Annotated in this window: 24 protein-coding genes; 22 read left to right on the forward strand and 2 right to left on the reverse strand. The window is 56.9% G+C overall.

Annotated elements, in window-relative coordinates; all coding sequences use genetic code 11:
• Positions 1 to 276 precede the first annotated feature (276 nt).
• The 5 genes from ACOCD2_RS02080 to tsaB all read left to right on the forward strand — a co-directional run bounded on the left by ACOCD2_RS02080 (position 277) and on the right by tsaB (position 3,100).
• Positions 277 to 636 (forward strand): pentapeptide repeat-containing protein, encoded by a 360-nt coding sequence (locus tag ACOCD2_RS02080; protein ID WP_293644002.1) that lies wholly within the window; start codon positions 277 to 279, stop codon positions 634 to 636.
• Positions 637 to 667: 31 nt separating this feature from the next.
• Positions 668 to 943 (forward strand): pentapeptide repeat-containing protein, encoded by a 276-nt coding sequence (locus ACOCD2_RS02085; RefSeq protein WP_293644000.1) that lies wholly within the window; start codon positions 668 to 670, stop codon positions 941 to 943.
• Positions 940 to 2,103, forward strand: coding sequence for an HPP family protein (locus ACOCD2_RS02090; RefSeq protein ID WP_293643998.1), 1,164 nt, complete (start codon positions 940 to 942; stop codon positions 2,101 to 2,103). Before ACOCD2_RS02085 ends, ACOCD2_RS02090 begins: the two co-directional genes overlap by 4 nt.
• 63 nt (positions 2,104 to 2,166) lie before the next feature.
• A complete protein-coding gene (locus ACOCD2_RS02095; RefSeq protein WP_293643996.1) occupies positions 2,167 to 2,397 on the forward strand; it encodes a hypothetical protein in 231 nt (76 codons plus the stop codon).
• A gap of 22 nt (positions 2,398 to 2,419) precedes the next feature.
• Positions 2,420 to 3,100: a tRNA (adenosine(37)-N6)-threonylcarbamoyltransferase complex dimerization subunit type 1 TsaB gene (gene tsaB / locus ACOCD2_RS02100; RefSeq protein ID WP_293643994.1), complete on the forward strand. Its 681-nt coding sequence runs from the start codon at positions 2,420 to 2,422 to the stop codon at positions 3,098 to 3,100.
• Here the strand turns inward: tsaB and glnD are convergent.
• Both glnD and map read right to left on the reverse strand, forming a co-directional pair.
• Positions 3,095 to 5,728 (reverse strand): [protein-PII] uridylyltransferase, encoded by a 2,634-nt coding sequence (gene glnD / locus ACOCD2_RS02105; RefSeq protein ID WP_293643992.1) that lies wholly within the window; start codon positions 5,726 to 5,728, stop codon positions 3,095 to 3,097. The genes tsaB and glnD overlap by 6 nt on opposite strands.
• Positions 5,728 to 6,501: a type I methionyl aminopeptidase gene (map, locus tag ACOCD2_RS02110; RefSeq protein WP_293643990.1), complete on the reverse strand. Its 774-nt coding sequence runs from the start codon at positions 6,499 to 6,501 to the stop codon at positions 5,728 to 5,730. The genes glnD and map overlap by 1 nt, the downstream gene beginning before the upstream one ends.
• Positions 6,502 to 6,702: 201 nt before the next feature.
• On the opposite strand from map, the gene rpsB reads away from it, so the two are divergent.
• From rpsB to soxA, 17 genes are all read left to right on the forward strand, one after another.
• Complete coding sequence (rpsB, locus tag ACOCD2_RS02115; protein ID WP_305800145.1) at positions 6,703 to 7,440, forward strand: 30S ribosomal protein S2; 738 nt, start codon at positions 6,703 to 6,705, stop codon at positions 7,438 to 7,440.
• A 114-nt stretch (positions 7,441 to 7,554) separates the two neighbouring features.
• Positions 7,555 to 8,439, forward strand: coding sequence for a translation elongation factor Ts (tsf, locus tag ACOCD2_RS02120; RefSeq protein WP_293643986.1), 885 nt, complete (start codon positions 7,555 to 7,557; stop codon positions 8,437 to 8,439).
• A gap of 114 nt (positions 8,440 to 8,553) precedes the next feature.
• Positions 8,554 to 9,312: a UMP kinase gene (gene pyrH / locus ACOCD2_RS02125; RefSeq protein ID WP_293643984.1), complete on the forward strand. Its 759-nt coding sequence runs from the start codon at positions 8,554 to 8,556 to the stop codon at positions 9,310 to 9,312.
• Positions 9,309 to 9,866 (forward strand): ribosome recycling factor, encoded by a 558-nt coding sequence (frr, locus tag ACOCD2_RS02130; protein WP_293643982.1) that lies wholly within the window; start codon positions 9,309 to 9,311, stop codon positions 9,864 to 9,866. Before pyrH ends, frr begins: the two co-directional genes overlap by 4 nt.
• 31 nt (positions 9,867 to 9,897) lie before the next feature.
• Positions 9,898 to 10,614 carry an isoprenyl transferase gene (locus tag ACOCD2_RS02135; protein WP_293643980.1) on the forward strand — a complete coding sequence of 239 codons (717 nt, stop codon included), beginning with the start codon at positions 9,898 to 9,900 and terminating at the stop codon, positions 10,612 to 10,614.
• Positions 10,614 to 11,435, forward strand: coding sequence for a phosphatidate cytidylyltransferase (locus ACOCD2_RS02140; RefSeq protein WP_293643978.1), 822 nt, complete (start codon positions 10,614 to 10,616; stop codon positions 11,433 to 11,435). The genes ACOCD2_RS02135 and ACOCD2_RS02140 overlap by 1 nt, the downstream gene beginning before the upstream one ends.
• Positions 11,432 to 12,622 carry a 1-deoxy-D-xylulose-5-phosphate reductoisomerase gene (gene ispC / locus ACOCD2_RS02145; RefSeq protein ID WP_293643976.1) on the forward strand — a complete coding sequence of 397 codons (1,191 nt, stop codon included), beginning with the start codon at positions 11,432 to 11,434 and terminating at the stop codon, positions 12,620 to 12,622. The genes ACOCD2_RS02140 and ispC overlap by 4 nt, the downstream gene beginning before the upstream one ends.
• Positions 12,616 to 13,983: an RIP metalloprotease RseP gene (rseP, locus tag ACOCD2_RS02150; RefSeq protein WP_293643974.1), complete on the forward strand. Its 1,368-nt coding sequence runs from the start codon at positions 12,616 to 12,618 to the stop codon at positions 13,981 to 13,983. The genes ispC and rseP overlap by 7 nt, the downstream gene beginning before the upstream one ends.
• A gap of 131 nt (positions 13,984 to 14,114) precedes the next feature.
• Positions 14,115 to 16,391, forward strand: coding sequence for an outer membrane protein assembly factor BamA (gene bamA / locus ACOCD2_RS02155; protein WP_293643972.1), 2,277 nt, complete (start codon positions 14,115 to 14,117; stop codon positions 16,389 to 16,391).
• Between the two features lie 12 nt (positions 16,392 to 16,403).
• A complete protein-coding gene (locus ACOCD2_RS02160; protein WP_293643970.1) occupies positions 16,404 to 16,907 on the forward strand; it encodes an OmpH family outer membrane protein in 504 nt (167 codons plus the stop codon).
• Positions 16,908 to 16,924: 17 nt separating this feature from the next.
• Positions 16,925 to 17,977, forward strand: coding sequence for a UDP-3-O-(3-hydroxymyristoyl)glucosamine N-acyltransferase (gene lpxD, locus ACOCD2_RS02165; RefSeq protein ID WP_293643968.1), 1,053 nt, complete (start codon positions 16,925 to 16,927; stop codon positions 17,975 to 17,977).
• Positions 17,978 to 18,046: 69 nt separating this feature from the next.
• On the forward strand, positions 18,047 to 18,484 hold the full coding sequence (gene fabZ, locus ACOCD2_RS02170; RefSeq protein WP_305800186.1) for a 3-hydroxyacyl-ACP dehydratase FabZ: 438 nt from the start codon (positions 18,047 to 18,049) through the stop codon (positions 18,482 to 18,484).
• A complete protein-coding gene (lpxA, locus tag ACOCD2_RS02175; RefSeq protein WP_293643966.1) occupies positions 18,481 to 19,251 on the forward strand; it encodes an acyl-ACP--UDP-N-acetylglucosamine O-acyltransferase in 771 nt (256 codons plus the stop codon). The genes fabZ and lpxA overlap by 4 nt, the downstream gene beginning before the upstream one ends.
• Complete coding sequence (gene lpxB, locus ACOCD2_RS02180; protein WP_293643964.1) at positions 19,251 to 20,402, forward strand: lipid-A-disaccharide synthase; 1,152 nt, start codon at positions 19,251 to 19,253, stop codon at positions 20,400 to 20,402. The genes lpxA and lpxB overlap by 1 nt, the downstream gene beginning before the upstream one ends.
• Entirely contained in the window at positions 20,395 to 21,012 is a 618-nt protein-coding gene (rnhB, locus tag ACOCD2_RS02185) for a ribonuclease HII (protein ID WP_293643962.1), read from the forward strand. The genes lpxB and rnhB overlap by 8 nt, the downstream gene beginning before the upstream one ends.
• Positions 21,013 to 21,037: 25 nt before the next feature.
• A complete protein-coding gene (gene soxX / locus ACOCD2_RS02190) occupies positions 21,038 to 21,493 on the forward strand; it encodes a sulfur oxidation c-type cytochrome SoxX (protein ID WP_293672412.1) in 456 nt (151 codons plus the stop codon).
• The gene (soxA, locus tag ACOCD2_RS02195) at positions 21,490 to 22,257 is read left to right on the forward strand and encodes a sulfur oxidation c-type cytochrome SoxA (RefSeq protein WP_293643958.1); all 768 of its coding nucleotides are present in this window, start codon (positions 21,490 to 21,492) and stop codon (positions 22,255 to 22,257) included. Before soxX ends, soxA begins: the two co-directional genes overlap by 4 nt.
• Positions 22,258 to 22,394: the final 137 nt, after the last annotated feature.

Consider the following 22,394-nt stretch of genomic DNA (forward strand, 5'->3'; position numbering starts at 1 on the left):
ATAGAAAGGCGAGGATTTGCGCAATAATTCCAGTAGCTCAGACATGTTAGGATATTTGCCCTAAATTGGCTGCAAAAAAGAGATAAAACAATGCTTGGGTTTTAAGAAAGTCTAGCACAAGATATTGGTTGTTAAATGAAATCATTAAAATAATACGATCATCATAAACTGGCAAGGTTGATGAAAATACTGTTATTCATATCACTGCTTCCTGTTATTACGTCTGCATGGTCCGCATCGCCGGGTACACCCGAGCGCGGCAATTGTGACAAACCCATGCCCGAGACCGATCTGCGTCACTGCTCCTTTGCAGGTAAGCGTATCGACGGTCTGGATATTCAGGGTGCGGTGCTGAACGGTGTGGATTTTTCAAATGCACGGCTGAACGGTTGCAATCTTTCCGGCGCGAGCCTCAAGGAAGCCAATCTGAAATGGGCTTTTCTGACGGACTGCACCATTCGCAAAGCGGATTTTCTGGAGGCCGAACTGTTCCATACGACTTTCGACGGCAGTGTCCTCGATGGCAGCCGTTTTGTAGGGGCAGATATGTTCGGGGCCAATCTGAACGATGTAAGCGCCCGCGATGCCAACTTTCAGGATGCCTACATGAAAGATATCGCCATGGATAGAGAGTGATTTCAGTGGCAGCCGTTTCACCGGTTGCTTCATGCAGCGGGCAGTTCTGCTCGAAAGCAAACTGGTGGATGCTTATTTTCATGATGCGACGCTGACGGGAGGATCGCTGGAGGGTGCTGATTTCAGCGGGGCGACCCTGAACCATTCTCTGCTCAATGGTACTCATCTGCAGGGTACTTCATTCAGGGACGCTGACCTGGCCAATTCCCGCTTTGTCAATGCGCATGTGCAAGAGGCGGATTTCAGCGGAGCCAGGAACATGCCTGATCATCTGAAAAAGATGCTCGGGAAAGGTACGTCAAATTGAAGCTCCAAGACTTCAGAATCCTGTTCTTCCCGCCACAGGACAGCGTCAGCCTGGGGGAAAAAGCCTTGTCCGGGCTGGCGGCGCTTGGCGGTATCGGACTGGTTATGCTGGCCAGCAGTATTTTCCTGGATCCGAGAGACCTGCCTTGGGTGGTGGCCTCCATGGGAGCGTCCGCGGTGCTGCTGTTTGCCGTACCCCTGGGGCCGCTCTCGCAGCCCTGGCCGTTTGCCGGCGGCCATCTCATTTCCGGTCTCATCGGTGTGACCGTGGCCGCCCTGGTGAAGGAGCCAGTGCTGGCCGGGGCGCTGGCCGTGTCCCTGGCCATCTTCGTGATGTATGTAACAGGTTGCCTGCATCCGCCGGGCGGGGCGACTGCTCTGACCGTGGTGGCGGGTGGTGATGCCATTCGCGCCATGGGCTATGAATATCTGCTCACGCCGGTGCTGGTCAATGTGGTTGTCATGCTGGCCTGGGCCTTGCTGATCAACAATCTCCTGCCGAACCGGTATTATCCCAATACGCTGAAACAGTTGAGGAAATCTGTGGAGAGCAAGCTGGGGGCAGACCGTGTCGATGCGCGACTGAGTATCGGCAGGGAAGATCTCGAATATGCCCTCAGAGAAATGAACGAATACGTGGATGTCTCGCGGGACGACCTGACGCGCATCTTCAACCTGTCAGCCACCCATGCTAGGCGGCGCATGGGAGAAATTCTTTGTGGTGAGATCATGACCCGGAATGTGGTCAGTGCAGAGTACGGTGACAAGGTCGAGGATATCTGGAAGCTCATGTGGCGGCACAAGATCCGCAGTGTGCCCATCATTGATTCGCGCCGTCATGTCATTGGTATCGTCACCATTGCTGATTTTCTCAATCAGGTAAAGAGAGAAGACGGGCGGCCCCTGGCAAAACGCCTGCGTGCATTCATAAAGCCTTCCCAGGGTGTCACCACGGACAAGTCGGAGTTTGCTGGGCATGTCATGACCACCCCCGTCATCACCATCCGCGAGGACCAGCATATCCTGGATCTGTTTCCGGTATTCTACGAGAAAGGTGTACATCATCTGCCGGTGGTTGACAGCGAAGAAAGGCTGGTCGGCATGCTTACGCCGAAGAACCTGCTGGCTGCGCTGCATGCGGATATGCTGGCATCTGCATGAGCCGCGGCCCGGGAATGGGAAAGGGTTTTGGTTCTAGAGCGGATACGCTGCTAATATAGGCACATGGAAGCGAGAAAAATTCCTCTGCCCGCACGTTTCAAAGTCAAGATATCCGCTCTGGAAGCCGATATTGCGTTTTGCGATGCGCTCATCACCTTCGCGGGTCAGATTCCGGAAACCGTGTATCAGCGCGCCGAAATCCAGGTGTACAAATCTCTGGAAACCGAGCTCGAAAGACGCCTGAAAATCGCTCAGAAGGAAGCTCACAAACGTTCCCAGAAGCTTACCGCCTGAGCGCTTTTACCCTCCTGAAACCATGAAATTACTGGCTGTAGACACCACAGAGGACAGTTGTTCTGTCGCCTTGGGCATCGATGATGAAATGCGCTGGCGCTTCGAGATTGCGCCCCGCAGACACAGCGAACTGATACTCCCCATGATCGATGAACTGCTGGGCGAGGCCGGACTTGACGTGCAGCAGCTCGATGCGCTGGCTTTCTGTCGCGGGCCGGGTTCCTTTACCGGGGTGAGGATCGCTACCGGTGTCATCCAGGGAATTGCACTGGGCGCCGATCTGCCCGTGGCTCCTGTTTCCACCCTGGCGGCGCTCGCACAGGGCGCCTGGCGCACCCGGGGCGCGGAGCAGGTGCTGAGTGCGCTGGATGCGCGCATGGGGGAAGTCTACTGGGCCCGGTGCCTGCTGCAGGATGGTCGCATGGTCATCCGTGGGGCCGAGCGGGTGGACAAGCCGGATGCTGTTGGTTCGCAGGCTGAAGGCTGCTGGGGAATCGGCAGTGGCTGGGGCGCCTATCCCGGGGTGCTGCAGCAGGCAACCGGCATCCCTGCCGCCAGGATCCTGGGGGAGTGGCGCATCCACGCCCGGGATGTCGCCAGCCTGGGACTGGCTGCCCTGCTGGCAGGAGAGACGGTCGCCGCAGAAGAGGCCCTGCCTGTCTATGTCCGCGACAATGTGGCGGTAAAATCCGTCAGGTCATGAAGGCTGGTCGAGCGTTTCGAGCAATGCCTGTGTGAGCTTTTCCAGGCGTGCCTGATCAGACAGGGTTCTGCCATCGCTGTCGGTAAGGGTGAAGACATCGTCTGCCATGGCGCCCAGAGTGGTGATCTTGGCATTCAGCAGACGCAGATTCTGCTCCGTCAGCACCCAGGCGATGAGGGACAGCAGGCCCGGACGGTCCATGCTCTTGATGCGCAACAGAGTATGGTGGTTCTGCACATCCTGGCTGATGGTGATCTCACTCTTGCTGGAGAACTCCTGCAAACGCCGTGGCAGGGCACGTGCTTTGGGAGTTGTGCCGGAGCTTTCCTGCAGACCGTATTCCAGAATTTCCTGGATTTCCCTGTTGCGTTCCGGCGCGATATGGTGACCGTCCACCTCCAGTACGAAAAAACTGTTCAGGGCGGTGCCGCTGTCGGTGGTCTGGATGCGGGCTTCCAGTATATTCAGGTGTAGTTGATCGATCAGAGCCGTGCAGCGGGCAAACAGGTTCTTCTGGTCTTTCTGCACGATGAATATCTCGTTGCAGCCGCGACTCACGGAAGTGCGCAGGGCGACCATCGGTTTGCTGAAATCCTTGCCGGACAAATACAGGTTGCCGTGCCAGGCGATTTCTTCGGGATCGTTCTGCAGGAAGTATTCCAGGCTGAGTTCCCGCCAGAACCTGTTGATGTCCTCGTCGCCGAAGCCTTTTTCATTGAGCATGCGGCGTGCTTCGCCCTGCTTCGACTGGATCAGTTCATCCTGCCCCAGGGGTGATTCCAGACCGCGTATCAGCGTCTGCCGGGTGCTGTGATAGAGACGGTTCAGCAGTGAGGATTTCCAGGAAGTCCAGCGCTTGGGGTTGGTGGCGCGAATGTCGGCCACGGTCAGCAGGTAAAGATAATCCAGACGCGAACGGTCACCCACCTGTTGTGCAAAGTTCTGTACTACTAGGGGATCTTCGATGTCCTGTCGCTGGGCGGTGACGGACATGAGCAGATGGCTGCGCACGATCCAGGCCACAACTTCTGCGTCGTAGTCGGACAGGTCATGCAGCTTGCAGAAGGCATGGGCATCTTCCGCGCCGAGGATGGCATGGTCACCTCCGCGGCCTTTGGCGATATCGTGGAACAGGCCCGCGATATACAGCAGTTCCGGCTTGATCAGCTGTTTGAATACCCGGGAGCACAGGGGAAATTCGTCTTCGAACTCCGGCACCGAAAAACGGCGCAGGTTGCGCAGCAGCATCAGCGTGTGCTCGTCCACGGTGTAGACGTGGAAGAGATCGAACTGCATACGCCCGGTGATGTTGGCAAATGCGGGAATATAGGCGGCCAGCACACCATAGCGGTGCATGCGCTGCAGGGCGTGGAAAATGCCCTGGGGCTGGCGGAGGATCTCCAGAAAAAGGCTGCGGGAGCGGATATCCTTACGGTAGCGCTCGTCGATCAGATGCAGGTGGGCGCGTATCAGCCGTATGGTGCTGGCGCGCACGCCTTCCAGTTCAGGGTGTTCCTGCAGGATGAGGAACAGCTCCAGGATGGCGATGGGGTAGCGGACAAAGATCGCCGCATTGCTTGCCTCGAGATAGCCGTTGCAGGACTGGAAACGGTTGTTGATGCGGACGACATCGCAAGGCTTGTTCTGATACAGGATCGCTTCCTGGAACAGTTGCAGCAGCATTTCATTGAGACGGTTCAGTTCCATGACCGTGCGGTAATAGTCCTGCATGAACTGTTCCACCGCCAGGTTGCTGTCGGCGTCGCAGTAGCCGAACTGACGGGCGATGCTGCGCTGGTACTCGAACAGCAGGCGGTCGTCATGGCGGCCGGTGAGCAGATGCAAGGCAAAGCGGATCTTCCACAAATGGGACTGACCCGCCTTGAGCGCTTGGTATTCCGCATCGGTGAGGAAGCCCTGATGCAGCAGTTCTGACAGCCGCTCTGCATTGAAATGGCGCTTCACCACCCAGCCGATCATCTGTATGTCGCGCAGGCCGCCGGGGTTGGACTTGATGTTGGGTTCCAGGTTGTAGGCCGTGTCACCGAAGCGTGCATGACGGGCCTTCTGTTCCTCACACTTGGCGGAAAAGAATTCGTTGCTGGGCCAGATCCGGTCTGGTCCTGTACTTACTTTCATTTGCTGAAACAGCATTTCACTGCCTGCCAGAAAGCGCGATTCCATGAGATTGGTGACGATGGTGACATCGGCGACAGCCGATTCCACGCACTGTTCCAGTGTGCGCACGCTGTGCCCGACTTCCAGTCCGATATCCCAGAGGAAAGTGATCAGTTGCTCGATGTCTTCTGCCTGCTTGCCTGCAGGCACTGCGCCAACCAGGATGAGCACATCCACATCGGAGGCTGGGTGCAGTTCACCACGCCCGTAGCCGCCTACGGCGACCAGCGCGCCGTCATTGTCTGTTGCAATGAAATGCTGCCAGGCGCGCTGCAGTATCTGATCCACGAAATCCGCGCGGGCATGCACCAGATCCTCGACAGCTTCGCCGGCGTTGAAGCGGTCGGCAAGTACCGTCTTGCTGCGTGCGATGATGTCGCGGAAAGCGGCGAGCGGGTCTGTGGCCTGGCTCAGTTGTTGATCCAGGTCCGGAATGAGGGATATGGGCATCAGTGTTCTGCCTGCTCTTCTTTTCGCAGGGTGAGGACTTCGTGGCCGGTCTCAGTGACTAAAATGGTATGTTCCCATTGCGCGGAGAGCTTGCGGTCGCGGGTGACCACGGTCCAGCCATCACCGAGTTGCTTGACGTCTTTCTTGCCTGCATTCACCATGGGTTCGATGGTAAAGATCATGCCGGGCTGCATTTCCGCTCCACTGCCGGCTTTGCCGAAATGCAATACCTGCGGGTCTTCGTGGAAGCCCCGGCCAATGCCATGACCGCAGTATTCCCTCACCACGGAATAGTGATTGGCCTCCACGAAGCGCTGTATGGCATGGCCGATATCGCTGAAATGGGCGCCGGGCCGGACCACATCGATGCCTTTCCACATGGCTTCCCGGGTGATGTCGCACAGGCGGCTGGCGAGAATGCTGGGCTTTCCCACGCAGAACATCTTGCTGGTGTCGCCGTGCCAGCCATCCTTGATGACAGTGATGTCGATATTGATGATGTCGCCGCTTTTCAGTACTTTGTCACTGGGAATGCCATGACAGACCTGGTGATTAACCGAAGTGCAGATGGATTTCGGGAAGCAGTGGTAGTTGAGCGGGGCAGGGATGGCCTGCTGCTCGTTGACGATGTAGTCATGGCAGATCCGGTCCAGCTTGTCCGTGCTAACCCCCGGTTTTACATAGGGTTCGATCATTTCAAGCACCTCGGCCGCCAGGCGTCCGGCTGTACGCATCTTCTCGATTTCTTCGGGTGTTTTTATGGTTATGGCCATCCTGGTACCTGGGGTTTGTGGCTCGAATTTGTTGAATCAAGCCGTTTATGGTATAAAACGCGCCGCCAAACGGCAAATACACACGCCGGCTTTATGAATATAACGCGCATTATGGGTGCTCCTGAAAACGGAGTTTAGTGTGCCAGAGCCGGCGGAGGCTTAACCCTTACAATTAAAGGTAATATTATGAGTAACGTATCCATGCGCCAGATGCTCGAGGCTGGCGTGCATTTCGGGCACCAGACCCGCTACTGGAATCCGAAGATGGCACCTTATATCTTCGGTCAGCGCAATAAAATCCATATCGTAAATCTGGAGAAGACGCTTCCACTGTTCAATGATGCCATGAATTTCATCGGCAAACTGGCCTCCAATGGCGGTCGTGTGCTGTTCGTCGGCACCAAGCGCGCTGCCAGCGATGCAATCAAGGAAGAGGCCGAGCGTTGTGGCATGCCCTATGTCAACCACCGCTGGTTGGGTGGCATGCTCACCAACTACAAGACCATCAAACTGTCCATCAACCGTCTGAAAGAACTGGAAGCAATGGCGGCAGATGGCAGCATGGAGCAGAAATTCAACAAGAAGGAAGCCCTGGGTCTGAAGCGCCAGCTGGAAAAGCTGGAGCGTAGCGTGGGCGGCATCAAGAACATGCGTGGTATTCCCGATGCCATGTTCGTGGTGGATACCGGCCATGAAGACATCGCTGTCGCCGAAGCGCGCAAGCTGGGTATCCCCGTCATCGGTGTGGTGGATACCAACAATGACCCGGATCTGGTCGACTATGTCATTCCCGGTAATGATGACGCCATCCGCGCCATTCAGCTTTACGTACAGGGCGCTTCAGCTGCCATACTGGAAGGCCGTGCGGTTGCCGCGCAGTCTGTCGCAGCTGAAGCAGCTCCGGAAGCCGCCTCTGAAGCAGAAGCCGCAGAAGGCTGACAGAGAATAGATATCGGGATATCCCCTGTTCCGTGAAAGCGGGGCAGGGGAATCATATTTTTTGTGCATGCCGAACCGGTATGTGCCCAAGTTATACAGATAGTGAGGAACACCATGGCAATAACAGCAGCTTTGGTAAAAGAACTTCGCGAGCGCACCGGCGCTGGCATGATGGAATGCAAGAAGGCATTGGTTGAAACCGATGGTGATATTGAACTGGCGATTGAGAACATGCGTAAGTCCGGCCAGGCCAAGGCGGCCAAGAAAGCCGGTCGCATTGCAGCAGAAGGTGTGATCGTCATACAGGCCAGTGATGACGGCAAGAAGGTCGCCATGGCCGAAGTTAACTGCGAGACCGATTTTGTCGCCAAGGACGAGAATTTCCTGTCCTTTGCCAATGCGGTGGCCGAGCGTGTGCTCAACAGCGATGTGGCTGACGTGGAAGAGCTGAATGCACTGCCTTTGCACGAAGGTGAGGACATCACCGTGGAAGAAGCCCGTCAGGCGCTGGTATCCAAGATCGGTGAGAACATGAATGTACGCCGTTTCATTCGTCTGGAAAGCGATGGCCAGATTGCGAGCTACCGTCACGGTGTCCGTATTGGCGTGCTGGTGGATCTTTCCGGTGGTGACGAGGAACTGGGCAAGGACCTGGCCATGCACGTGGCGGCCAGCAACCCGGTCTGTGTTGAAGAAAAAGATGTTCCCCAGGATCTGCTGGCAAAGGAAAAGGAGATCATCGAAGCCCAGGCCAAGGAGAGTGGCAAGCCGGACAACATCATCGAGAAGATGGTGGAAGGCCGTATTCGCAAATATCTGGCTGAAATCACCCTCACCGGACAGGCTTTTGTCAAGGACCCAGATACCACTGTGGGTAAACTGCTGGATTCCACCGATGCCACTGTCAACCGCTTCGTGCGCTTCGAAGTGGGTGAAGGTATCGAGAAAAAGCAAGAAAACTTTGCTGAAGAGGTGATGGCGCAGGTTCGCGGCGAATAATCCTCTGCACCGAGTCAGCCAGACCGGACCGCATAAAAGGCGTGGATTGTTCCACGCCTTTTTTTTGCTACACAACAGCCATGGCTGTTGATACTATTCGTTTCCTGCAATTCGATGAAAACCGGAGAAAACAAGAGCATGCCCGATGGTGAGCGAACGTATCGCAGGGTGCTGCTGAAACTCAGCGGCGAGGCCCTGATGGGTGAAGGGGATTTTGGTATCGATCCCGCGGTTATGAGCCGGCTGGCGCGGGAGATCGCGGCCCTGGCAGCCGATGGTTATGAACTGGCGCTGGTCATCGGCGGTGGAAATATTTTCCGCGGCGCGGGACTGGCAGGTGGCGGCATGGACCGGGTCACCGGCGACCACATGGGCATGCTGGCGACGGTAATCAATTCCCTTGCCATGGGCGATGCCCTGCGCAAGGCCGGCGTAGATGCCCGGGTACTTTCTTCCCTGGATATGGATCAGGTCTGCGAACCCTATGCCGTCTACCGCGCACTGGAACATCTGGACAGAGGCAGGGTGGTGATTCTTTCTGCAGGTACCGGAAATCCTTTTTTCACGACCGATTCTGCCGCCAGCCTGCGGGCCATCGAGATCCAGGCGGATCTGCTGATCAAGGCTACCAAGGTGGATGGCGTGTATTCCGCAGATCCCATGAAGGACGACAGCGCGGTCTTCTATTCCCGGCTCAGTTACGACAAGGCGCTTGCAGACAAGCTGGGCGTGATGGATGCCACCGCGCTGATACTTTGCCGCGACCAGGATCTGCCGCTGCGGGTAATGAACATCAATGATGAGGGCGCACTGGCGCGTCTTCTGAAAGGAAATGATATTGGAACACTGGTTAGCTCCGGAGAACAGGCATGATAGATGACATTAAACAGGACGCTGCTGACCGAATGGACAAGTCGGTCAAATCACTGCAGGATTCACTGGCAAAAATCCGTACCGGTCGAGCTCACCCCAGCTTGCTGGATCACCTGACTGTTTCCTACTATGGTGCTGACACGCCCCTGAAGCAGGTGGCGAACGTAAATGTCGAGGATGCCCGCACCCTGACCATCCAGCCCTTCGAACAGAGCATGGTCAAGGCAGTCGAAAAAGCCATCATGGAATCGGATCTGGGTCTGAACCCGAACACGGCGGGAACGGTAATCCGCGTGCCCATGCCAGCGCTGACCGAAGAGCGCCGCAGGGACCTGACCCGCGTGGTTCGCCAGGAAGGCGAGCACGCAAAGGTGGCGGTCCGCAACGTGCGCCGGGATGCCAACGGCGATCTCAAGGACCTGGTCAAGGAAAAGCTCATTACCGAGGATGACGAGCGACGCGGGCAGGAAATCATCCAGAAACTCACCGATCTGCATGTCAAGGAAATCGATGAACTGCTGGAAGCCAAGGAAAAGGATCTGATGGCCGTTTGAACAGCCATCCGCCTCTCCAAACAGCTCTTCAGTGGACAAGATGCCGGAACATGTCGCCATCATCATGGATGGCAACGGGCGTTGGGCGCAGCAGCGCGGCAAGGCCCGTCATGCAGGACACCGCGCCGGTGTGGAGACTGTACGCAGGGTCATCGAAACCTGCGGTCAGCAGGGGGTCAGGGTGCTGACCCTTTTTGCCTTCTCCAGCGAGAACTGGCAACGCCCCAAGACCGAAGTGAAAATGCTCATGGAGCTGTTCTTCACGGCGCTGAACCGCGAAGTGCGGCGCATGAAAAAGCGCAATGTGCGTCTGCGCATCATTGGCGATATCAGTGCCTTTTCCGACAAGCTTCAGAAACTGATCATCGAAAGCGAAAAGACCACTGCAGACAACGACTGCCTGCTGTTACAGGTGGCGGCCAACTACGGCGGGCGCTGGGATATCACCCAGGCTGCGCGTAAGCTGGCGGAACAGGTGGAGCAGGGCGAACTCAAGGTCGATCAGATCACCGAAGAAACACTGGCGCAGCATCTGTCCTGCCCCGATGTGCCCGAACCGGATCTGTTTATCCGCACCGGTGGAGAAAAGCGTATCAGCAATTTTCTTTTATGGCAGTGCGCCTATACCGAACTTTATTTTTGCGAAACCCTGTGGCCGGATTTTGACCAGGAAGACCTGCTGGCTGCATTCAGGGACTATGCCGGCAGGCAGCGGCGCTTTGGGCGTGTTGCCGAGCAGGTGAGCTGATGCTCAAGACACGCATACTCACGGCACTGGTTCTTGCTCCCCTGGTCATCTGGGCTGTACTGGGCCTTTCCAACGCCTGGTTTGCACTGGTGTTGGGGGCGATCATTCTTGGCGGGGTCTGGGAACTGGGTAATCTCAGTGGCATCGGCGCCGTTTCTGCCAGGCTGGTGCTGGTGGCCCTTGCCGGCATTGGCCTGTGGTTGCTTTTTGGCCTGCGGGCAGCGGCCTGGACCGGCCCGTTTCTTCAGATACTCGCCGCAGCCTGGCTGCTGAACCTGTTGCTGCTGCTTTCCAGGCGTTTCTCTCCCCGGGAACGAACCGGTCTGAATCTTCCCTGGCTGTTTATGGGGCTGGTGGCGCTGACCGGCGCCTGGCTGGCTTTCGTCAAGCTCCATGGCAGGGCAGATCATGGTCCGCAACTGATGCTGTTTGCCATGATACTGGTCTGGGTGGCTGATTCCGGCGCCTATTTTGCCGGCCGTGCGTTTGGGCGGCGCAAGCTGGCGCCTCATATCAGCCCCGGAAAGACCGTGGAAGGCGTGCTGGGTGCACTGGCCGGTGGCGCCGTGGCCGGTACCGTTCTGATCTGGCTGAAATGGCTGCCGTTGTCTCCTGTGGTGGTGGTACTGCTGTGCGTGGGTACGGTGCTGGTGTCCGTGGGTGGTGATTTGTGGGAAAGCTTTCTCAAGCGTGAACGGGGCATCAAGGACAGCGGTAACATCCTGCCGGGACATGGCGGTGTGCTGGACCGTATCGATGCCCAGCTTGCCTCCGCTCCCTTTTTCGTGGGCCGCCTGATTGCTTTGGGTGTGTTGTCTTGACCGGCGTCAGCATTCTTGGCTCGACCGGTTCCATCGGCAAGAGCACCCTGGATGTGCTGGCCCGTCATCCCGACCGCTACCGGGTAGTGGCGTTGAGCGCCAACACTGATGTGCAGGGCCTGCTGCAACAGTGTCTGGATTTCCAACCGCGACTGGTGGCCATGGCGGATGCCGGCAGCGCCGCGCAGCTCGAAGCACTGCTGAAAGAGCAAGCGCCCGACATTCAGGTTCTGGCAGGTGAAGAAGGACTGAATGCCGTGGCCTGTCATGCGGATGCAGATGCGGTGATGGCGGCCATCGTGGGAGCGGCTGGTCTGCTGCCCATTCTCGCTGCCGTGGAGGCCGGCAAACGTATTCTGCTGGCCAACAAGGAAGCATTGGTCGTGGCTGGCGGCCTGTTTATGGAGGCAGTCGAGAGAAACAAAGTGCGGGTGCTGCCTATCGACAGCGAGCACAACGCCGTATTTCAGTGCCTGCCGGAAAACTATGCCCGCGACATGGACCGGCAAGGAGTGAAACGTATCCTGCTGACGGCTTCCGGCGGACCTTTTCGTACACTGGAACGGGAAGCACTTGAGCGCGTGACGCCAGAGCAGGCCTGTGCCCATCCCAACTGGGACATGGGGCGCAAGATCTCCGTGGATTCCGCCACCATGATGAACAAGGGGCTGGAAGTCATCGAGGCCCACTGGCTGTTCGATGCCGCGCCGGAGCGGATAAAGGTGGTGGTGCATCCCCAGAGCGTGATCCATTCCATGGTGGAATACGTGGATGGCTCCGTACTGGCCCAGCTGGGCAACCCGGATATGCGTACACCCATCGCCCACGCACTGGCCTGGCCGGAGCGCATCGCTTCCGGTGTGGACAGCCTGAATCTGTTCGATGTGGCACACCTGGATTTCGAGGAGCCTGACCTGGCACGTTTCCCCTGCCTGGCCCTGGCTTTCCGCGCCATCGAAGAGGGATGCAGCATGCCGGCCATACTCAATGCCGCCAACGAAGTGGCCGTGGCTGCCTTTCTGTCCGAAAGATGCAGCTTCCTGCAGATCCCGCAAATCATTGAAGAGACGATGAATACCCTGCAATCCGAGCCTGCAGATGACCTGGGTGTATTGTTGGACGCTGATCGCCGGGCCCGGGAGACTGCGGAACGATTGGTGCAGGCCGGGGTCACAAGGACATGTTAGAAACCCTTGCCAACAGCATCTTTGGATTTGTTCTCGCTATCGGCATCCTGGTCACGGTGCATGAGTTTGGCCATTTCTGGGTGGCGCGCAAGCTGGGCATCAAGGTGCTGCGTTTCTCCATCGGTTTTGGCAAACCGCTGCTGACCTGGCGCCGCAAGAATGACGACACGGAATATGTCCTAGCAGCCATTCCTTTGGGTGGATATGTGAAGATGCTGGATGAGCGTGAAGGCAAGGTGCCGGAAGAGGAAGTGGAGCGTGCGTTCAACCGCCAGCCTCTTTGGGTGCGGACACTGGTTGTTCTGGCAGGTCCGGTGTTCAACCTGGTCTTTGCGGTACTGCTGTTCTGGGTCGTGCTGGTTATGGGAGAGACCGGTTTACGCCCCATCGTCGGGGAAGTGACAGCCAACTCGCCTGCTGCTGAAGCCGGATTCGTTCCCGGTGAGGAGATAACAGGCATCAACGGCAAGCCAACCCCAACCTGGACCCAGATGCTGTATCAGTTTGCTTCTTCTTCAGCGAGCGGAAACAGTGTGGTCATCGAGACCCGTGACAAGGATGACCGGCTGCAAAAACATGTGCTGGCTTTTGATGCTATTGGAGATATGGCGGAGGTGAAAGACCCGTTGCAGGCGCTTGGCATCAAGCCGGATTTGCCCCAGGCTCCACCCGTGATCGGGAAGGTACTGCCCGGCCAGCCCGCCGAGAAAGCAGGGCTGTTACCCGGTGATAGCATCGTTCAGGTGGATGGCGTGCCCATGGAAAGCTGGATACAGTGGGTCAAGTATGTCCGCAAGCGCCCCCTCGTGCCCATGCAACTCACCATTGAGCGTGAAGGGCGACGCATGGAACTGGAACTGATCCCCCAGGTAGTAGAGGCAGACGGGAAGTCTGTCGGTCGCATCGGGGCGGCCAACAAAGTGGACCCGGCGCTTCGGGCGAAATACCGGGTGCAGTATTCCCTGGGAGTATTGGAGGCATTTCCGGCGGCTGTCGTGAAAACCTGGGACTTTTCGGCGCTTACGCTGAAAGTGATGTGGCGTATCCTCAGCGGTCAGGCATCGCTCAAGAATCTGGGCGGACCCATCACCATGGCCAGTGCGGCGGGCAGCGCTGTGGATGCGGGGATGGTGTATTTCCTGAAACTGCTGGCCATCATCAGCATCAGCCTGGGGGTATTCAACCTTCTGCCGGTGCCTGTTTTGGACGGCGGGCACCTGTTCTACTTCCTGATTGAAGCGGTTACCGGCAAACCGCCGTCCGAGCAGTTCATGCTCCGCGGACAGCAGGTGGGGCTGGCCCTGCTGCTGAGCCTCATGATACTGGTGTTCTATCAGGATATCGCCCGCCTCGGCGGGTAGAAAGCCCAGTCTACGCGATGCAAGGACGCATCCTCCCGGGCGGCGTAAAAAAAGCCGGATTAGGATGCAATTTCCAAGTCAGCCTATATAATACGGCATCACTAAAAAAGTGGGACAACCACCTCTACATTATGCGCATGGCCCGATATATTTTCGCGAGTTTGTTTGCCCTGATGCTGGCGATGCCGGTTGCTGCCGATTCTTTCGTTGCAAAGGATATCCGGGTAGAGGGGCTGCAGCGTATTTCCGCAGGTACCGTGTTCAACTACCTGCCGGTAAAACCGGGAGACACGATCGACGAGCGAACCGTGCCGAGCATCATTCGTGCCCTTTACAAAACCGGGTTCTTCAAGGACGTGCGCCTGGAGCGGGATGGGCAGGTGCTGAATATCATCGTGCAGGAACGTCCGGCCATTGCCCAGATCGATATCACCGGCAACAAGTCCATCAAGACCGAAGATCTGCAGAAAGGTCTGGCGGATATTGGCCTGGCTGAAGGGCGTACCTTCAACCGCTCGGTGCTGGACAAGATAGAACAGGAACTGCGAAGCCAGTTTTTCAACAGCGGCAAATACGGGGTGCAACTGCAAACCGAGGTCATTCCCCTGGAAAGGAATCGCGTCGCGGTAAAGATCAAGATCCAGGAAGGTGACACGGCGCGCATCCGCGGTATCAATATCATCGGCAACAAGACTTTCAGTGATGAAGACCTGGAGGCCGGCTTTCAGTCCAAGATTGGTGGCTGGTTTGCCTGGTTCACCAAGGAAGACCAATATTCGCGGCAGAAGCTGGCGGGGGATCTCGAACTGCTCAAGTCTTTCTATCTCGACCGGGGTTATCTAAATTTCAGGGTGGATTCGACACAAGTCACGATCAGCCCGGACAAGAAAGGCATTTTCATTACCATCAATGTCAGTGAAGGCGATATTTATACCATTGGCGATGTGAAGATTACCGGCAAGCTCATCGTCGATCCGGAAGAATATTTCCCGCTGATCCATCTGCGCCGGGGCGAACCCTTTTCACGACGCAAGGTCGTGGACAGCACAGACAGGATTACGGACAAGCTTTCGGAAATGGGCTATGCGTTTGCCAACGTCAACCACATTCCGGAAATCGATGAAGAGAAAAAGACGGTGTCCATCACCTATTTCATGGATCCGGGAAAACGGGTCTATGTGCGCCGTATCGATGTCAAGGGCAACACCCGGACCCGGGATCGTGTGGTCCGCCGGGAAATGCGGCAGATGGAAAACACCTGGATGTCCAACAGCAAGCTGACTTTTTCCAGGGAACGTCTCCGCCGTCTGGGGTTTTTCGAAGACGTCACCATTGAAACGCCTTCAGTCCCGGGATCTACAGACCTGACGGACGTGCTGGTGACGGTAAAGGAAAAACCGTCGGGTTCACTCGCCGGCGGACTGGGCTATTCCGGCAGTCAGGGCATCAGCTTCTCCGCGAGTATTACCGAAGATAATTTTCTGGGCACAGGCAAGAAGGTCACACTCGCGGCCAATACCAGCAGCTACAACACCAAATATCAGCTGTCGTATTTCAATCCCTATGCGACGATCAACGGTGTCAGCCGGGGTTTCAATCTCAGCTACCAGAAGACGGATTACAACGAGCTCAATATCTCCGACTATCTGACCGATACTTCCGAAGCTTCTGTGAACTATGGCGTGCCGCTCAGTGATTTCAACCGCTTGCGCATGAAATTTGCCATAGAGAACATCGATCTGACCCTGGGCAGTCTGCCTCCTCTGGAGATCATCGACTTCGTGAATCAGGAAGGCGACAACTACCTGAACTTCAAGCTCACGGGAAGCTGGAGTCATGATTCCCGTGACAGCGCCATTTTCCCTACCGTCGGCACATCCCAGTCCTTTTCGACGGTAGTGACGATTCCAGGCAGCGATCTGCAGTTCTACAAGCTGTCCTACCGCTACCGCCAGTATGTGCCCCTGTACCGCCGTTTTGTGTTTGCAGGCAGAGCTATACTGGGCTATGGGGACAGCTACGGCAAGACCCACAAGTTGCCGTTTTTCGAGAACTATTTTGCCGGGGGTGAGAAATCTGTGCGGGGCTTCAAGAACAATACCTTGGGTCCCAGGGATTCCACCGGCGATCCTCTCGGCGGCAATATCAAGCTCGTGGGTGGACTGGAACTGTATTCTCCGCCGCCGTTTGCACAGCTTGATTCCACGGTGCGGATGTCCGTATTCCTTGATGCGGGAAATGTATTCCAGGACCGGGTAGAATTGGATGAAATCCGGTATTCTGTAGGGATAGGGGCAACCTGGTTGTCGCCGATGGGAGCGATGACGCTCAGTTATGGTGTTCCGCTGAATGATAAGAGTTATGATGACGTGGAAAATTTCCAGTTTAGTTTTGGATCGGTTTTTTGAGGAGAGTAGAACGTGTTGAAAAAAATAACCCTGTTTGGCCTGATGGTGCTGTTTCTTTTATCCCTGAGCGGCGCAGCCGTTTCTGCAACCAAGATCGCCTATGTCGAAGTTGGCAAAGTGCTGCAGGAATCTCCCCAGGTAAAAGCGGTCAAGGAGAAAATCCGCAAGGAATTTTCCAAGCGTGATGACCAGTTGGTGTCCGAGCAGAAAAAGCTCAAGAAGCTGAAAGAGAAACTGAAGCGTGACGGTTCCATCATGAGCGACGCGGAAGTCAAACGGCTGGAGCGCGATATCATCGCCCGCACCCGCAAACTGAAGAATGCCCAGAGCGAATTCCAGGAAGACCTGGCCCTGCGCCAGAACGAGGAGCTGAGCAAGCTGCGCAAGGTCATTGCCGAAGTGATCGTCAAGGTCGCCAAGCGCGGGGGCTACGATCTGGTACTGGAAAGTGGTGTGGTATGGGCCAACGACAAAGTCAATATCACCAAGCAAGTGCTCAAAGAACTCAAGAAATAGCAGGCAGCATCTGAACCATGTCCGCCCAATTCACGCTTGCAGAACTGGCAGAGTGTTGCGGAGCGGACCTGCAGGGTGATGGCAACTGCCGTATCCAAGGTGTTGAAACCCTGGACAATGCGGCAGAAGGGCAGATCAGCTTTTTCAACAATCCCAGATATCGCAGGTTTCTCCAGGATACACGCGCTTCGGCGGTGATTTTACGGCCCTCCGATGCCAGGGACTGTCACACAAACGCGCTGTTGACAGACAACCCCTATCTGGCCTGGGCCAGGGTGACCCGCTGTTTTGCGCAGGCCCTGGACCTGGGAAAAGGGATACATGATGCTGCCGAGGTGGACGAGGAAGCCAGCATCCATCCCGATGCCGTAGTCGCCGCAGGCGCTGTCGTCGGCGCCGGCAGCCGTATCGAAGCCAATGCCTATGTAGGTCCAAACTGCGTGCTGGGCCGCGATGTGCTGCTCGGAGAGGGCTCCCGTCTGCTGGCCTCTGTTGTCCTGATGGACGGCGTGCGCATCGGGCGGGAATGTCTTATTCATCCGGGCGCCGTGATCGGCGCTGATGGTTTTGGTTTGGCCAGTGATCAGGGGCGTTGGGAAAAGGTGGCGCAACTTGGCAGCGTCACCCTGGGTGACCATGTGGAGGTGGGCGCCAATACCACGATCGATCGCGGCGCCATTCACGATACCGTGATTCATGACGGTGTGAAGCTGGACAACCAGATTCAGGTGGCCCACAACGTGGAAATTGGCGAGAATACTGCCATTGCCGCCTGTACCGGGATCTCCGGCTCCACGCGCATCGGTGCCGGCTGTACCCTGGCCGGTGGGGTCGGTGTGGTTGGCCATATCGAGCTGGCCGACGGTGTGCACGTATCCGGTGCCAGTGTGGTCAGCCGCTCGCTGCGGGAACCCGGCGTATACACCGGGGGTATTCTGGCCATGCCTCACAAGATCTGGCAGAAGAATATCGCCAGAATCAAGCAGCTGGACAGTATGGCGCGCCGCCTGAAGGAACTGGAGAAAGCCCTGTCCCGGCTGGAAGCGCAACCCGATGACAATGAAAAATAAGCCGGAACACCGACGGGCGCAGCACTGATCCCGCGGTCAAACCGCTGGCAACACAATCTGGAGATTCCTTTGGAAACCATGGACATCAGCCGTATTTTAGACCGTCTTCCACACCGTTATCCTTTCCTGCTGGTGGATCGGGTGCTGGAGTGTCAGCCCGGTGAGCGCCTGCTGGCGCTGAAAAACGTGAGCATGAACGAACCTTTCTTTCAGGGACATTTTCCCGGAAAACCGGTGATGCCGGGGGTGCTGATTGTCGAGGCGCTCGCGCAGGCCACCTGTCTTCTTGCCATGGAGACCGAAGCTTCCGAAGACAGTCTCATTTATCTTCTGACCGGCGTGGACAAGGCCCGCTTCAAGCGGCAGGTGCTGCCGGGTGAGCAGTTGCATCTGGAAGCAACCCTGGTCAAATGCCGGCGCGGTATCTGGGTATTCAGCACGGAAGCCAAGGTGGAAGGGAAACTGGTTGCCAGTGCCGAGATCATGTGTACAGCGAGGGAACTTTGATCCATCCTTCCGCCCTTGTCGACGAGGATGCCCGAATTGGCGAAGGTGTCCGTATCGGTCCGTTCAGCATCATCGGTCCTGGTGTGGAAATCGGGGATGGCTGCGATATCGCCTCCCATGTGGTGATCAGCCGCAACACCCGTCTGGGAAAGAACAACAGGGTGTATCAGTACGCTTCTGTTGGCGAAGACCCCCAGGACAAGAAATACGCGGGAGAAGAAACCTGGCTGGAAATCGGCGATGACAATGTCATCCGGGAATTTGCCACCATCAACCGGGGCACGGCCCAGGACAAGGGCGCTACCCGCATCGGCAATGACAATCTACTCATGGCATACACCCATGTTGCCCATGACTGTGTACTGGGTGACCATACCATACTGGCAAATGCCGCATCCCTGGGTGGACACGTACAGATACAGGACTGGGCCATCCTCGGTGGTTTTTCCATGGTGCATCAGTTCACGCGCATCGGGGCACACAGCTTCGCTGCCATGGGCAGCGCCATCGGCAAGGATGTGCCGCCTTTTGTCATGGTGTCCGGCAGCCCTGCCGAGCCCCGCGGTATCAATGCCGAGGGCCTCAAACGGCGGGGATTCGATGCGACCGCCATCAAGTTGCTCAAGGATGCCTATCGCATTCTGTACCGTTCCGGCATCTGTCTGGAAGAGGCTCAGAAAAAGATCAAGGCGCTCTGCGCCGGACAACCCCGCCTGGGTATTCTGCCTGAATTCCTGCGCAACCCCGCCCGCAGCATCATCCGTTAATGCGTATCGGCATCGTTGCAGCTGAGCCTTCCGGAGATCAGCTCGCTGCCGGACTGATGCGTGAGCTGCAAAAGCAGCATCCCCAGGTGACTTTCGAAGGTATCGGCGGTCCGCAGATGACAGCACTGGGTTTGCAGGGCTGGTTTCCCATGGAACGGTTGTCCGTGATGGGGCTGGTAGAGGTGCTGGGACGCCTTCCCGAACTGCTGAAGATACGCAAGACACTGATTCGGCGCTGGAAGCGGCAGCCGCCTGATCTTTTCATTGGGGTGGATGCGCCTGATTTCAATCTGAAGCTCGAAACCACGCTTAAAACAGATGGTGTTCCCACGGTTCACTATGTCAGTCCCACCGTCTGGGCATGGCGTCAGAAGCGGATACACAAGATCCGCGCTGCCGCAGATCTTGTGCTGAGCATCTTTCCCTTCGAGCATGACTTCCTGGCAAGACACGGGGTCCCCTGCACCTATGTCGGACATCCTCTGGCACATCGTTATCCTCTGCAGCCGGACAAAAAGACTGCCCGCGAGCAGCTGGGTCTTTCACCGGATGTTCCTGTCCTGGCGCTGCTCCCCGGCAGCCGGGGAGGGGAGGTTCAGCGACTTGCGCGGCCCTTCCTGCAGACGGCTGCAGCCTGTGCCAGCCAGCTCGATAGGCTGAAAGTGGTTTCCCCTCTGGCTACCGACAGGACCGAAGCTGCCTTCCGGCAGGCCTGTGAGGAATTCACACCGGAGCTGGACATCATGCTTACGCGTAACAATACCGCCCAGGTACTCACGGCGGCGGATGTAGTGCTGGTGGCTTCGGGAACGGCAACTTTCGAAGCCTTGCTCTGCAAGCGGCCCATGGTCGTGGGCTACAAGGTGAATCCGCTGACCTATCGCATCATCATGGGGCTGGGCATGCTCAGGATCGAGCATGTGGCCATGGCCAATCTGCTCAGCGAAGCGCCTCTGGCGCCTGAATTTATCCAGCAGGCCTGTGAACCCGAAAAACTGCTACCAGCTGTCCTGAATTTTTTCGGTGACGCTCCACTCGTGCAGGGAATTTTCAGGGAATACACCCGGACACATGAATCCCTGATCATGGAAACCGACACGCTGGCGGCAGGGGCTGTCCTGAATCTCTGGCGGGAAAGAAGCAATGACTGAGCTGATCTGTGGTGTGGATGAAGTGGGAAGAGGGCCTCTGGCGGGACCCGTGGTGGCCGCAGCAGTCATTCTCGATCCACGAAATCCCATCGATGGCCTGAATGATTCAAAAAAGCTTTCGGAGAAACGCCGCGAAAGGCTCTATGTGGAAATCCACGAAAAAGCCTTGGCCTTTGCCGTTGGGCGTGCGGAAGTCGAGGAGATCGATGCCATCAATATCCTTCAGGCTTCCCTGCTTGCCATGAAACGGGCGGTGGAGGGATTGTCCCTGGCGCCTGGCCATGTACTGGTGGATGGCAACAGGCTGCCACAGTTGTCCTGCAGTGCGGAAGCCATCATCGGGGGAGATGGCAGCGAGCCCTGTATCAGTGCGGCGTCTATCATTGCGAAAGTGACCCGTGACCGTGAAATGGTCGCTCTCGACGGTGTCTATCCGGGTTACGGTTTTGCACGCCACAAGGGCTATCCCACGAAAATCCACCTCCAGGCGCTGCAGGAACAGGGGATCACAAAAATTCACCGGCGCAGCTTTGGCCCGGTAAAACGCTTGCTGCTGACGGCCGGTGGCACTATGCTCGGGAACAATGATACTGGCAGGAACAATTTGTGATGGGCGCAGGCTGCTGAACAGCCGGGTGCGCAGGAGCAGCCAACTCGCGCTGGTACTGGCTCTGCTGGTGCCTGTGCTGCAGGCCGAGCCCTATGTGCAATGGGAAATGAAGCATTACGCGGTTGACGGTTCACTGGCGGGCCTGAAGGGAGATCCCCGCCGCGGACAGAAAATTGCCATTGCCCGGGGGAAGGGCAACTGCCTGGCCTGTCATCGGCTGCCGATTCCGGAAGAGGAGTTCCATGGTACGGTGGGTCCTCCCCTGTATGATATCGGCGCCCGCCTGACGGAAGGCCAGATTCGGCTCAGGATCATCGATGAAAAGCAGGTTAACCCCATGACCATCATGCCTGGCTTCTACCGGGATCCCAGGCATTTCTACCGTGTCCTGGACGAATATGAAGGCAAGACCATTCTGACTCCCCAGGAAGTCGAGGACGTGGTGGCTTATCTGCGCACCCTGAGGAAAATGCAGAAATGAAGGAGTTATCACAGGGAGTGTTCTGGCTGTTGCTGGCCTGGTCCGCCGCAAGTCCAGCGGAGCAGAATTTTACGCCTGTCTCCGGCAGTGCTTTTCTTTCCGGGCAAATGCGGGAAATGCAGGAAGACGATTTTGCAAATCCGGGGATGGATGTCGTGGATTACGGGCGCAGCCTGTTTCACAAGGCAGACGAGGAAGGCCACCGTTGTACTGACTGTCACGGTGAAGACGGCCGGAAACTCAACCTGCAGCACATTGCGGCCTATCCGGTCTATGATCCTGGGCAGGAGCGCCCCATCACCCTGCAGGATCAGGTCAATATCTGCTGGGAAGAGCGCATGGACAATTTCCCGCTGGTGTATGACTGCCGGGAAATGGTGGGGCTGGAAACCTATCTGAAATACCTTGCCCGGGGGCAGACCATAGCGGTAAAAACGGATGGTCCCGTGCGACCTTTCTATGAGGCCGGAAAGAAGCTCTACCACCAGCGTTTCGGCCAGTTGGAGATGTCCTGCTACCATTGTCACGACCAGCATCGCGGGGCTTGGCTGCGGGGACAACAGCTGAACCAGAGCAACGGCTTTCCCGTGTATCGCCTGTCCACCAGCCGTGTCACCAGTCTGCACCGGCGCTTCAGTGAATGCCTGGCATCGTTTCGCGCAGAGCCTTTTCTGCCGGGTTCTGATGAGTACATCAACCTCGAAGTGTATGTCACCTCCCGGGGCAACGGGCTGAAAATCGAGACGCCGGCCATCCGGGATTAAGTTTTATTTGTGTTTTCACTAATTCTACTTTGTCATATTTCCCCACCCCTCCGCCGACAGGATTCTGTGGCAGCCTGTCGTCGCCGGTGTCGCTCTTGAATAAGTCTGGCGAGTTGTTTGGGTGTAGGTTCTGGCTT

Source organism: Thiolapillus sp. (assembly GCF_048562965.1).
GTDB lineage: Bacteria > Pseudomonadota > Gammaproteobacteria > Chromatiales > Chromatiaceae > Thiolapillus > Thiolapillus brandeum_A.

Coding starts and splice junctions, on each gene's coding strand:
- ACOCD2_RS02080 (WP_293644002.1), top strand. CDS start 277: ATGCCCGAGACCGATCTGCGTCACTGCTCCTTTGCAGGTAAGCGTATC.
- ACOCD2_RS02085 (WP_293644000.1), top strand. CDS start 668: ATGCAGCGGGCAGTTCTGCTCGAAAGCAAACTGGTGGATGCTTATTTT.
- ACOCD2_RS02095 (WP_293643996.1), top strand. CDS start 2,167: ATGGAAGCGAGAAAAATTCCTCTGCCCGCACGTTTCAAAGTCAAGATA.
- tsaB (WP_293643994.1), top strand. CDS start 2,420: ATGAAATTACTGGCTGTAGACACCACAGAGGACAGTTGTTCTGTCGCC.
- glnD (WP_293643992.1), bottom strand. CDS start 5,728: ATGCCCATATCCCTCATTCCGGACCTGGATCAACAACTGAGCCAGGCC.
- map (WP_293643990.1), bottom strand. CDS start 6,501: ATGGCCATAACCATAAAAACACCCGAAGAAATCGAGAAGATGCGTACA.
- rpsB (WP_305800145.1), top strand. CDS start 6,703: ATGCGCCAGATGCTCGAGGCTGGCGTGCATTTCGGGCACCAGACCCGC.
- tsf (WP_293643986.1), top strand. CDS start 7,555: ATGGCAATAACAGCAGCTTTGGTAAAAGAACTTCGCGAGCGCACCGGC.
- pyrH (WP_293643984.1), top strand. CDS start 8,554: ATGAAAACCGGAGAAAACAAGAGCATGCCCGATGGTGAGCGAACGTAT.
- frr (WP_293643982.1), top strand. CDS start 9,309: ATGATAGATGACATTAAACAGGACGCTGCTGACCGAATGGACAAGTCG.
- ACOCD2_RS02140 (WP_293643978.1), top strand. CDS start 10,614: ATGCTCAAGACACGCATACTCACGGCACTGGTTCTTGCTCCCCTGGTC.
- rseP (WP_293643974.1), top strand. CDS start 12,616: ATGTTAGAAACCCTTGCCAACAGCATCTTTGGATTTGTTCTCGCTATC.
- bamA (WP_293643972.1), top strand. CDS start 14,115: ATGCGCATGGCCCGATATATTTTCGCGAGTTTGTTTGCCCTGATGCTG.
- lpxD (WP_293643968.1), top strand. CDS start 16,925: ATGTCCGCCCAATTCACGCTTGCAGAACTGGCAGAGTGTTGCGGAGCG.
- lpxB (WP_293643964.1), top strand. CDS start 19,251: ATGCGTATCGGCATCGTTGCAGCTGAGCCTTCCGGAGATCAGCTCGCT.
- rnhB (WP_293643962.1), top strand. CDS start 20,395: ATGACTGAGCTGATCTGTGGTGTGGATGAAGTGGGAAGAGGGCCTCTG.
- soxA (WP_293643958.1), top strand. CDS start 21,490: ATGAAGGAGTTATCACAGGGAGTGTTCTGGCTGTTGCTGGCCTGGTCC.